Source organism: Patulibacter minatonensis DSM 18081 (assembly GCF_000519325.1).
In the GTDB taxonomy this organism is placed as follows: domain Bacteria; phylum Actinomycetota; class Thermoleophilia; order Solirubrobacterales; family Solirubrobacteraceae; genus Patulibacter; species Patulibacter minatonensis.
In genome coordinates this window covers 2,132,875-2,143,304 of record NZ_KI912613.1, presented here as the reverse complement: position 1 = coordinate 2,143,304, position 10,430 = coordinate 2,132,875, and the positions used below count along the sequence as shown (strand labels likewise).

Below are 10,430 nucleotides of genomic sequence, written 5' to 3'. Positions count from 1 at the left end.
CCGGCACCGCGGCGGTCGGCCCCGGGGGCGCGACGGTCGGCGGGGTGCCGGACGACGGGTCGGCGGGCGACGACGCGCCGTCCACGGTCCCCGGCGCGTCGGGGCGGAAGCCTGGGTCCCACGGCGCGGGGCCCGCGAAGTCGCCGGTGCGCCCGCCGCTCTTCGCGATCAGGGCGACGGGGCCGACCGCGATGCCGCGCTCGACGCCCTTGACCATGTCGTAGACGTTGATCGCGGCGACGAGCGCGGCGGTCATCGCCTCGATCTCCACGCCCGTCTGGCCGACGGTCCGGGCCTCGGCGTGGATGCGGACCTGCCCGAGCTCCGGGACGACCTCCGCGGAGACGTCGACCTTCGTCAGCGCGAGCGGGTGGGCGAGCGGCACGAGGTCGGGCACGCGCTTGGCGGCGGTGATCCCGGCGATCCGGGCGACGCCGAGGACGTCGCCCTTGGGCAGGTCGCCCGCCGCGATCCGCGCGGCGGTGTCGGGCGTCGTCGACAGCAGCGCCGCGGCGACCGCCCGGCGCTCCGTGACCGCCTTGCCGCCGACGTCGACCATCGTGGCCGCGCCGTCGGGCCGCAGGTGCGGCAGGTCGCCGCCGGGGTGCCGCTCGCCGGGCTCACCGCTCGCGCCCGCGAGGGCCGCCGCGGGGGCGCCGCTCGCACCGACCGGAGACGCACCGGGCGCGGCCGCGGCGTGCGGGTCCGCACCCGAGGACGCCGCGTCGCCCGCCTCCGCGACGGCCGGCAGCGTCCCCGCCACCCGGGTGCGCTCCTCGCCGTCGACCTCCTGCTTCCAGATCGGGGCCTCGGCCTTGATGCGGTCCAGGCCCTCGCGGGCGGCGAGGAACGCCTCGCCGCGGTGCGGGGACGACACGGCGACGACCACGGCGGCCTGCGGCCACGGCACCTCGCCGACCCGGTGCAGGGCGGCCGCCGCGGTCGCCCCGTGCTTCGCGACGACCTCGCCCAGGATCGCGGCGATCCGCTCGGACGCCATCTCCTCGTGGGCCTCGTAGTCGAGCTGCGGCACGTCGCGGGGCGTGCCGGAGAACGTGACGATCGCGCCCGCCTCGGGCCGCGCGACGAGCTCGTAGAGCTCCGACTGGTCGATCGGCTCGGCGGTCACGCCGGCGCGAACGACGCCGGGCGGGAGCTCCGCCCCGCCGCTGACCGGCGGGATCAGGGCGAGCTCGTCGCCGTCGTGGAGCACCGCGTCGTCGGCGACGTAGTCGCGGTTGACGGCGAGGACCATCGCCCGCCCGGGGTCGGGCCGGCCGAGCGCCGACCAGAGGGCCTCGACGGCGTCCCGGGCCGTCGAGCCGCCGGGCACCTCGACGGTGGTGCGGGACGTCCCGGCGTACTCGCGGAGCCCGGCGAAGACCCGGACGTCGACGCGCATCGTGGTGCCGGGCGAGGGCGTCCCTGCGGGCGTGCGGTCGGTCATGCCCGGGGATGGTCGTGCACGGAGCCCAGGGCGTGCGCCCAGCCGTCGGCGGCCTCGAGCGGTACGACGTCGACGACCGCCCCGGCGGGCTGCTCCTCGCCGGCGGGGACGATCGCCAGGGCGTTCGCGCGGCCGAGCGAGCCGAGGAGGTGCGAGGCCTGGCCCTGAAGGACGGTGACCGCGAGCGTGCCCTCCGGATAGACCTCCACGCACGCGCGGCGGGCGGCGGTCCGTCCGGGGAGCGCGGGGGCCGGGGCGGTCAGCCGGCCGCGGAGGGGCTCGGACGGGGGACGGCCGAGCGCGGCGTCGAGGGTCGCGCGGACGAGCAGCGTCGCGACGACGAAGACCGACGCCGGGTTCCCGGGCAGGCCGATCACCGGCACGTCGGCGGGACGGTGATCGCCTGCCGGCAGCGCCCCGAGCCAGGTCGGCTTGCCGGGCTGCAGGGCGACGCGGAAGACGTCCTGCCGCGCCCCGAGCTCGCGGAGCGCCGGGCGGACGTGGTCGTGCGGGCCCATCGACATCCCGCCGCAGACGACGACGAGGTCGCCCGTCGCCGCCGCGATCGCCGCGACGGTCCGGTCGAGGTCGTCGGGGAGCGGGACGATCTCGGCGACCTCGCAGTCCCAGGCAGTCACCAGCGCGGGGAGGACGACGCCGTTGACGTCGTGGACGGCGCCCGGGGGCAGCACGGCGTCGGGGCCGGCGCCGTGGACCACCTCGTCGCCGGTCAGGAGCACCGACACGCGCGGGCGACGGCGGACCGCGACGTGGGTGTGGCCGGCGCCGGAGAGCGGGGCGAGGTGGTGCGGCGCGATCCACGTGCCGGCCGCGACGAGCAGCCCGCCGGCGTCGATGTCCTTGCCCGCGGGACGCACGAACGCGCCGGGCTCCGGGACGGCGGCGAAACGCGCGGCGCCGCCGGCCTCCGAGACCTCCTCGTACGGCACGATCGCGTCGGCGCCGTCGGGGATCACCGCGCCCGTGGCGATGCGGACGACCTCCCCGGCCGGCAGGGGCCCCTCGGCCGGGACGCCGGCGCGGGACTCGGCGGCGATCCGCAGGGCGACCGGATCGTCCTCTCCCGCCGCGGCCAGGTCGGCACGGCGCACGGCGAAGCCGTCCATCGCGGAGCTCGGGAACCCCGGGAGCGCGTGGACGGCGAGGACATCGGCCGTGGTCACGCGGCCGACGGCCGACGGGAGCGGGACCCGCTCGGCGGGCAGGTCGAGCCCCTCGCCGAGCCGGCGGGCGACCGCGATCGCGTCGTCGAGGGGCGTGAGGTGCTGCGTCGGCATGAGGGCGTCGGTCCGAGGTCGGTCGCGGTCGCGAGGGTCCGCCGGAGCCTACGGACCGGGGGTCGGGCTCAGCCGCCGATGGCGCTCATCGGGCGCTCCGGCGGCCGGAACCCGGGCTTGTGCATCTCGTGGCCCCACTGCTTCCCCGCCACCGCACGACGGATCATCCCGACCAGCTCGTCGTCCGACGCACCCGACCGCAGCGCGCCGCGCAGATCCGTCTCGTCGTGCGAGAACAGACAGGTCCTGAGCTGCCCGTCCGCCGTCAACCGCAGCCGGTCGCAATCGCCGCAGAACGACTGCGTCACCGACGACACGAACCCGACCTCACCGCCACCGTCCCGGAACCGGAACACCCGCGCCGTCGACGACGGCTCCCGGTCCAACGCGTCGACGGGCCACCGCTCGTGGATCAGCGCCCGGACCTCCTCGCCCGTCAGGACGTGGTCCTCCGTCCACGCACCGTCGGCGTCCAGCGGCATCACCTCGATGAACCGCAGCTGCAGCCCCCGCTCACGGGCGAACGCGACGAGGTCGACGCACTCGTGCTCCGTGATCCCCTTCAACGCCACCGCATTCAGCTTCACCAGCACGTCGTGACGGTCCAGCGCCGCGATCCCCTCCAGCACCGCCGGCAGCCGATCGCGGCGCGTCAGCTCGGCGAACCGCCGCTGATCGACGGAGTCGATCGACACGTTGAACCGCGACACCCCGGCCGCCACCAGCGCGTCGGCGTGCCGCGCGAGCAGCACGCCGTTGGTGGTCATCGAGATCTCCTCGATCCCCTCGACCGCGTCCAACCGCTCGACCAGCGCCGGCAGGTGCGCCCGCGCCAGCGGCTCGCCGCCCGTCACCCGCACCGTGCGGACACCGAGACCCGCCAGCACCTCGACCAGGCGGACCGTCTCGTCGTCGTCCAGGCGCTCGTCCTTCGGCAGCCACGAGATCCCCGACTCCGGCAGGCAGTACGTGCACCGCAGGTTGCACACGTCCGTCACCGACACCCGCAGATCCGTCACCACCCGACCGAACCCGTCGGCGAGGGGCGGGACGGACGGACGCGGGGCGAACGCCGCCTGCGAGGTTCCGGTGCGCTCCGGGGACATCGACGGAGTGTACGGAGGGTCACACCCGGGGCCGACCCCCACTGGGCATCACCACCCTCGTCCGGCGCGGGCCACCGCCGCACGCGGCCGGGTGCCCGGCACGAAGGGCCCTGGCCCGACGCGGTCCGGCCGGCCGGTCAGTCCGGGGCGTCGGGACGCAGCAGGTACGCGACGTCGGTCTCCCACTTCCACGGGTCCGGCTCGTCGAACGGGCCGATCCGGAAGTGCTCGACGTTGCCGCCGAACGCCGTGCCGCCCTCCGCCGGGCGGCGCTCCACGACGGTGCCCTCCTCCGCGGCCCACTCGTGCACGACCCCGTGGGCGCGCCCCAGCCCGCTGTACCCACCGCGGTGGAGGGTGACGATCCAGCGGCCCTCCGGGAGCACCCCGCCGTGGACCTCGTCGTCGCCGTCCGGGACCTCGGCGAGCGGGACGCCGCACTCGAACTCGGCCGGTGGTGGCCCGTCCTCCGGGACGGTGGTCTCGTCGACGACGAGGTACCGCAGGAACGGTGCGCCGGTCGGCGTCAGACCGCGGGCCTCCGCCCACCGGAAGACGGCCGGCATGCCCCGGTCGACGACCGCCCGGAACTCCGCCTCGGTCGACGCGCGCCCGGTGATGGCGGCGTACGGCTGCGCGGACCGGATCTCCACCCGGGGCTGGTGATGGGCACGGGGCGTCTCGGTGCTCATGGCCCGTGGACGGTCGGGGTCGCCGAAACTCATCGGCGCGGAGGGACGGACGTCCGTTCGAGCGGCGCGTCCGGGCCCCGACGGGCGGGCGTACCTCCCCCACCACCGCTCCGCCCGATCTAGGATCCCCGGATGCCTCGCACCTCTCGCAGCCTGGCCGTCGTCGTCGCGGCCGGGGCCCTCGGCGCCGCCGGAGCCGGCGTCGCGCTCGCCGACGGCCGTTGCGGCGCGCAGGCCTGCAAGTCGGACATGAGCATCTCCGGGCACGCCGAGCCATCGCCGATCAAGGTGAACGAGACGGCGCGCCTGAAGTTCACGGTCAAGAACAACGGGCCCGACGGCACGGAGAGCACCGACCTGCAGACGACGATCCCCGACGGGCTGCAGATCCTCGGCACGAAGACGTACGACGGGCCGCAGTGCTCGGTCTCGTTCCAGTTCGTCGCGTGCAAGCTCGGGGCGTTCGCCGCGTTCCAGACCATGACCGTGCAGGTCGACGTGAAGGCGAAGAAGTCCGGCACGTTCATCACCCCCGCGAAGGTCTACGGCTACGGCTCCGACGACCCCAACGGCGGCAACGGCCAGGTCTCGGTGACGCTCTCGACCCAGGGCAGCGGCGGCGCGGCCGGCGCGGGCGGGACGCTCAAGGTCGCCGATCCGCAGCGCCCGCTGAAGACCGGCGGCGTGAAGGTCCGGGTCGTGACCGCCTACAAGGGCACCATGCGGGTGCGCGGGACGGTCTACGCGCCCAAGGGGAGGATCAGCCTCTCGAAGGTCGTCGAGGGCGTGCAGGCCGGCGAGACGAAGGACGTCTTCCTCGGGACGACGACGAGCGCGCTGAAGCGGATCCGCGAGGGCCTGAAGGGCGGCCGTCGCCTGCGCGTCGTGATCAGCGGCTCGGTCGGCAGCCACAAGATGCGGACCGAGATCCACGTCAAGCGCTGACCGGCGCGGCGGTCCTCAGGGCGCCATGTAGCCCGCGGCCCGCAGGGCGCCGGCGCACGTGCCCCGCTGCAGGTCGTCGAGCAGCGCGGCCGCGTCGGCCGCGTGCGGCGAGTTCTTCACGACCGCCGCGTCGTAGGTGAGTCCCGGCTCCAGGGCGGCGGGGAGCGGGATCGCCCGGACGTCGCCGGCCGACGACTGCACGTCGCTGGCGTGGACGAACGCGGCGTCGAGCGTCCCGTTCCGCAGGCGCGCGACGAGCGCGGGACCGTCGGGCTCGGTCGTGCGCACCCGGGCGAGCACGGCCTCGCGCTCCACGGGCTCGAGACGCTCGAGCATCGCGTTGGTCGACGCGCCCAGAGCCGTCGACGCCGCGCCGATCGCGATCAGCGCGCCGCTCTCGCCGCGGGTGAGGTCCTCCAGCGTCCGGACCTTCGCGTCGCTGCCCGGCACGGCCAGCACGAGCTCGTCGCGGGCGAACGCCTCGGGCTGCTCGACGACGCCGTCGCCGGCCAGCTCGTCGAGCAGGGTCGTCCCGTCCGTCGCCACCAGGTCGCCCGTGCGCTTCTTCAGGCGGGCCGTGATCTGCGTGTCGTCCCCGGTCTGGAGCCGGACCTCGGCGGGCGCGTAGTCCTTCGTGCAGCTCGCGAGCGGCGCGCTCAGCGCCTTCGACGCCTGCAGCACGATCGTGGGGTGGCCGTCGACGACCAGCGGCGGCCGCGTGGCCTGCTCGTCGGAGCCGCAGGCCGTCAGCGCGACCGAGCCGGCGGCCAGCGCGACCACGGCGACGCGACGGGCGCTCACCGTCCGGCCCCCCGCTCGACCATGACGGACGTCGACTTCACCGTGGCGGTGGCCGGCATCCCGGGCGCAAGGCCGAGCTCCTCGACGGCGTCGCGGGTGATCACCGACGTGATCCGGTGCGGCCCGGCCTCGATCTCGACGACCGCCATCACGCCGTCGACCTCGACGGACCGCACCGTCCCCGGGAACCGGTTGCGGGCCGAGAGCCCGTCGCCGGTGCGGTGGCGCTCCGGTGAGCGGCTCAGCCGGGTGACCTCCGACCGCGCCACGCGGCGGCGGTTGCGCTCGTCGCGCGTGGTCGTCAGGCGGCCGGAGGCGTCCCAGCGGCGGAGGGTGTCGGCGCTGACTCCGAGCGCCTTGGCGGCGTCGCCCAGGGAGAGATCGTCGCTCATGCAGGCCCCAGGGTTGCATAGGCATCCCGTCCGCGTGCGACCAGGCTGGACGATCGGACCTGTCCCTCAGTCGCGGGCCGGGACTCCCCGGCGCGGCATCATCGGCGGGACGCCGTGCTCGAGGGCGATCAGGGCGTCGTTGACCGCGGCCCCGGCCCGGACCCCGTCGGCGATCGCACCGGCGACGTTCGGCATCATCGCCCCGGCGTCCCCGGCCGCGTAGAGCCCGAGGACGGTGGTCTGTCCGACCATGTCGACGTCGACGGCACCGCGCTCGCCCAGGGCCGCGCCGAGCCCCGTCGCGAGGTCGTGGCGCTGGTGCAGCGGCGCGAGCACGAGGATCCCGTCCAGCGGGCGCTCGTCGCCGTCCGCGAAGCGCGCGGCCTCCAGCGTTCCGTCCGTCCCGCGCAGCCCGGCCACGCGGCGGTCGTCGACCGCGACGCCCGCGACCCGCAGGGTCTCGCGGTCGTCGTCGGACAGCGCGCCCCCGTCGGTCAGGACGACGACGTCGGGGCTCCAACACCGCAGCAGCAGTGCCCGGTGCACCGCGTGGTCCGCCCCGTGGACGGCGAGGCGCCCGTCCCGGACGTCCCATCCGTGGCAGTACGGGCAGTGGAACACCGCGCCGCCCCAGAACGCGTCGACCCCCGGGAGCTCCGGCACGGCGTAGCGCATGCCGGTGGCGAGGACGAGGCGCCGGGCCGCGACCTGCTCGTCGCCCTCGAGGGTCAGGACGAAGCCGTCGTCCGACCGTTCCGCGGTGCGCACCGAGGCGTCGCGCACGGTCACCGTCGGGTAGCGGCGCAGCTCCTCGCGCCCGAGGGCGTAGAGCTCCGCGGGCGGGCGTCCGTCGTGCCCGAGCAGCCCGCCGATGCCGTGGGCGGCCCGGTTCGACTGCTCGCCGGCGTCGACGACGAGCGTCCGGCGCCGCGCGCGGCCGAGCGTCATCGCCGCGCTCAGCCCGGCGGCCCCGCCGCCGACGATCACGCACTCCCAGGGGTCGGTCCGTTCCATGCCGCCGATCTTGCGGCCCGTTCGCCACGGTGGCAAGCTGTCGTGCCATGTCGGCAAACAGCGGGATCGGGACGGGCGATGCGGCGGACGGGCGCGCGGCCGGCGGCCCCGAGGCGGGCGGCGGGGCGGATCGCGGTGCGGGCGGCACCGGTGACGGTCGGGGAACCGACGGCACGGCCTCCGGCGGCGGGGCGTCGGGCGGCCGGGCGGCCGGCGGCGGGGCATCGGGCGGCGGGGCGGACCGAGGGGCGGACGGGAGCGGCGAGGACGTCCAGACGCGGGTCCGCGGGCGGATCCGCGCGCTGCGCACCGAGCGGGGCCTGACCCTCGCGGCGGCGGCGGGGTCGGCGGGCATGGACCCGTCGAGCTGGAGCCGCCTGGAGTCCGGCGCCCGCCGCCTGACCCTCGACCACCTGCCGGTCCTCGCGCGGGCGCTCGGGGTGACCGTCGACGCGCTGCTCGAGGTCCCGCCGACGCCCGACCCGCGGGTCCAGGCGGCGCCGCGCACCCGCGACGGCATGACGTTCTGGCCGCTGAACCGGCATCCGGACGGGCCCGGGCACCATGCGTTCAAGATCCGACTGCCGAGCGACCGCCGGACCCCGATGCCACGCGAGCACGAGGGCCACGACTGGCTCTACGTCCTCTCCGGCCGCCTGCGCCTGGTGCTCGGCGACGAGGAGTTCGTCCTCGGCCCGGGCGAGGCGGCCGAGTTCAGCACCCGGATCCCGCACTGGCTCGGCGTCGTCGACGAGCCGGTCGAGCTGCTGGGCCTGTTCGGCCCGGACGGCGAGCGGGTGCACGTGCACGCTTGAGGGCGGCGGTGCGGCGCGGCAGGCCGGGCGGCGCGGCAGGCCGCGGTCCTCGTCGACTTCGGTACGCCAGCGGTACACAACCCGACAAGGACCCGCCCCCGCCGCGCCGCCGCGACTCCGCGTCGGGTTCCGTACCTCAGCGGTACGCAACCCGACGCGCAACGACGCACGCCCCGCCGCCCCCGGCTCCACGTCGGGTCCTGTACCTCTGCGGTCCACGATCCGACGAACACCCACCACCAACCGCCCCGCCGGCACCCCCAGCCTGCCCTCGGCCTCCCGCCCCGCGACCCGATGCGGCGTCCGCCGCGAGTGCGCCGCCGTAGGACCTCGTGATGTCCGCGCGCCTCCCCCACGCCCTCGCCGCCGTCCTCGCGGGGGCCGTCCTCGCCGGCTGCGGGAGCTCGGACACGACGACCGTGACCGCCCCGGGTCCCCGCCCGCAGCTCGATCCGCCGCAGGCCGCCGAGCCGGTCACCGGACCGCCCGTGACCGGGGAGCTGCCCGGCCGGACCGTCCGCGTGGGCGCCAAGCCCGAGGGCATCGCGGTCGACCCGGACACCCACGTGGCCGCCGTGGCCGTCCAGTCGCCCGACGCGCTGGTGCTCCTCGACGACCGCACCGGCCGCGTGCTGCACCGCGTCCCGCTGCCTGGCCAGGTCCGCCACGTCGGGCTCGCGAAGCCGGGCGGACCGTTCCTCGTCCCGGTCGAGACCGCCGACACCCTGGTCACGGTCGACCCGGCGACCGGCCGGGAGCTGAGCACCACGAAGGTCGGCAACCACCCCCACGACGCCGCCGCCGTCGGCGACCGGATCTTCACGGCCGACGAGTTCGGCTCGACGATCTCGGTCGTCCGGGGCGGGAAGCTCGTGGGCCAGGTCCCCGCAGACGCGCAGCCGGGCGGCATCGCCGCAGTCGGCGACCAGGTCGCGCTGATCGCCGTCAGGGCCTACACGGTCGAGCTGTTCAGCGCCTCCGACCGCCCGCGCGGGACCGGCGCCCAGAGCGCGGGCCTCGGCCCGTCGCACGTCGTCACCGGACCGTCGGGCCGCCTGGCGATCGCCGACACCCGCGGCCAGGCGCTGATCGTCTACGACACCGAGCCCCGCCTGCGCTTCCGCGGGCGGATCGCACTGGGCGGCACGCCCGTCGGCCTCGCGTCGGACCCGGGACGCGGTGTGGTCTGGACGGCGCTCAGCGAGCGGGGCACGGCGGTCGCCGTGGACCTGCGGGGCGCGAAGCCGCGGATCACGAAGCGCGAGAAGACCATCCGGAACCCGTTCTCGATCGGCGTCGACACGGACAGCGGCCGCCTGGTGGTGGCGTCGAGGTCGGACGGGACGCTGCACCTGCTCGATCCGTGATCGGCAGCCCGCCACGTCCGGCTTGTACGCCGTACGTGGCGGGTAGTTGCCTGGCGCGGTCCGACCGGGGCCGCTCCCCCACCCCAGGAGCCGTCGTGCACGTCGAGGACAAGGACCTGACCACCGAGCTGCAGGACGACGCCGGGGAGCCGCTGCGGGCCGCCGTCTACGCCCGCGTGTCGACCGTCGTCAGCCCGGCCCGCTGGCTCGGACCGCTCGGCAACTACCTCATCGCGCGGCCTGCGGCGCGCGCGTCGGCGAAGGCGACCGAGGAGGCCACCGACGTGCCGCTCGACGCCGCCGTGGTGCTCGGGATCGCCGCGGAGACGCTGCACGTCTGGCGGGCCGACCCGATGCTGAGCCGGGTCGGCGACCACCTCGGCACCGTCCCGCTCGCCCGCTTCTCGTCGATCACCGGCGAGACCGGCAAGAGCTGGTGGCCGATCGTCCTGACGCTCGAGGACGGCGACACCGTCGAGCTCGAGGCCCGTGGCGACGTGCGGTCGTTCCTCGACGCGGCCGCGTAGGGCGCACGCACCCCCGGAGGTCCGCC

11 protein-coding genes are annotated in these 10,430 nt (G+C 76.2%); 4 read left to right on the top strand and 7 right to left on the bottom strand.

From position 1 onward, the window contains the following. The 4 genes from moaC to PATMI_RS34300 all read right to left on the bottom strand — a co-directional run. Window positions 1-1,447 (bottom strand): cyclic pyranopterin monophosphate synthase MoaC (gene moaC / locus PATMI_RS35850; RefSeq protein WP_084269832.1); only part of this gene is annotated, 1,447 nt, incomplete at its 3' end. Beyond that, the gene (locus PATMI_RS28920) at window positions 1,444-2,745 is read right to left on the bottom strand and encodes a molybdopterin molybdotransferase MoeA (RefSeq protein ID WP_051471290.1); all 1,302 of its coding nucleotides are present in this window, start codon (window positions 2,743-2,745) and stop codon (window positions 1,444-1,446) included. The genes PATMI_RS28920 and moaC, both read right to left, overlap by 4 nt. A 68-nt stretch (window positions 2,746-2,813) precedes the next feature. Then, window positions 2,814-3,851: a GTP 3',8-cyclase MoaA gene (gene moaA, locus PATMI_RS0109815; protein ID WP_036725619.1), complete on the bottom strand. Its 1,038-nt coding sequence runs from the start codon at window positions 3,849-3,851 to the stop codon at window positions 2,814-2,816. A 137-nt stretch (window positions 3,852-3,988) separates the two neighbouring features. Further along, window positions 3,989-4,543, bottom strand: a complete 555-nt coding sequence (locus PATMI_RS34300) for a GyrI-like domain-containing protein (protein WP_051471289.1) — start codon at window positions 4,541-4,543, stop codon at window positions 3,989-3,991. A 132-nt stretch (window positions 4,544-4,675) separates the two neighbouring features. On the opposite strand from PATMI_RS34300, the gene PATMI_RS0109805 reads away from it, so the two are divergent. After that, entirely contained in the window at window positions 4,676-5,488 is an 813-nt protein-coding gene (locus PATMI_RS0109805; protein WP_026910760.1) for a BatD family protein, read from the top strand. Between the two features lie 15 nt (window positions 5,489-5,503). On the opposite strand, the gene PATMI_RS0109800 is transcribed toward PATMI_RS0109805, so the two are convergent. From PATMI_RS0109800 to PATMI_RS28910, 3 genes are all read right to left on the bottom strand, one after another. Beyond that, the gene (locus tag PATMI_RS0109800; RefSeq protein WP_026910759.1) at window positions 5,504-6,289 is read right to left on the bottom strand and encodes a substrate-binding domain-containing protein; all 786 of its coding nucleotides are present in this window, start codon (window positions 6,287-6,289) and stop codon (window positions 5,504-5,506) included. Then, window positions 6,286-6,681 (bottom strand): TOBE domain-containing protein, encoded by a 396-nt coding sequence (locus tag PATMI_RS0109795; protein ID WP_026910758.1) that lies wholly within the window; start codon window positions 6,679-6,681, stop codon window positions 6,286-6,288. The genes PATMI_RS0109800 and PATMI_RS0109795 overlap by 4 nt, the downstream gene beginning before the upstream one ends. 66 nt (window positions 6,682-6,747) lie before the next feature. Further along, a complete protein-coding gene (locus PATMI_RS28910; RefSeq protein ID WP_036725616.1) occupies window positions 6,748-7,695 on the bottom strand; it encodes an NAD(P)/FAD-dependent oxidoreductase in 948 nt (315 codons plus the stop codon). A gap of 293 nt (window positions 7,696-7,988) precedes the next feature. On the opposite strand from PATMI_RS28910, the gene PATMI_RS28905 reads away from it, so the two are divergent. From PATMI_RS28905 to PATMI_RS0109775, 3 genes are all read left to right on the top strand, one after another. Continuing rightward, entirely contained in the window at window positions 7,989-8,510 is a 522-nt protein-coding gene (locus PATMI_RS28905) for a cupin domain-containing protein (RefSeq protein WP_051472347.1), read from the top strand. 335 nt (window positions 8,511-8,845) lie between these two features. After that, window positions 8,846-9,877 carry a YncE family protein gene (locus tag PATMI_RS0109780; protein ID WP_026910757.1) on the top strand — a complete coding sequence of 344 codons (1,032 nt, stop codon included), beginning with the start codon at window positions 8,846-8,848 and terminating at the stop codon, window positions 9,875-9,877. A gap of 95 nt (window positions 9,878-9,972) precedes the next feature. After that, a complete protein-coding gene (locus tag PATMI_RS0109775; protein WP_026910756.1) occupies window positions 9,973-10,404 on the top strand; it encodes a hypothetical protein in 432 nt (143 codons plus the stop codon). Window positions 10,405-10,430 lie beyond the last annotated feature (26 nt).

Bases quoted from the DNA above. Each gene is read 5' to 3' on its own strand.
- PATMI_RS28920 (WP_051471290.1), bottom strand. From the start codon at position 2,745: ATGCCGACGCAGCACCTCACGCCCCTCGACGACGCGATCGCGGTCGCC.
- moaA (WP_036725619.1), bottom strand. From the start codon at position 3,851: ATGTCCCCGGAGCGCACCGGAACCTCGCAGGCGGCGTTCGCCCCGCGT.
- PATMI_RS34300 (WP_051471289.1), bottom strand. From the start codon at position 4,543: ATGAGCACCGAGACGCCCCGTGCCCATCACCAGCCCCGGGTGGAGATC.
- PATMI_RS0109805 (WP_026910760.1), top strand. From the start codon at position 4,676: ATGCCTCGCACCTCTCGCAGCCTGGCCGTCGTCGTCGCGGCCGGGGCC.
- PATMI_RS0109795 (WP_026910758.1), bottom strand. From the start codon at position 6,681: ATGAGCGACGATCTCTCCCTGGGCGACGCCGCCAAGGCGCTCGGAGTC.
- PATMI_RS28910 (WP_036725616.1), bottom strand. From the start codon at position 7,695: ATGGAACGGACCGACCCCTGGGAGTGCGTGATCGTCGGCGGCGGGGCC.
- PATMI_RS0109780 (WP_026910757.1), top strand. From the start codon at position 8,846: ATGTCCGCGCGCCTCCCCCACGCCCTCGCCGCCGTCCTCGCGGGGGCC.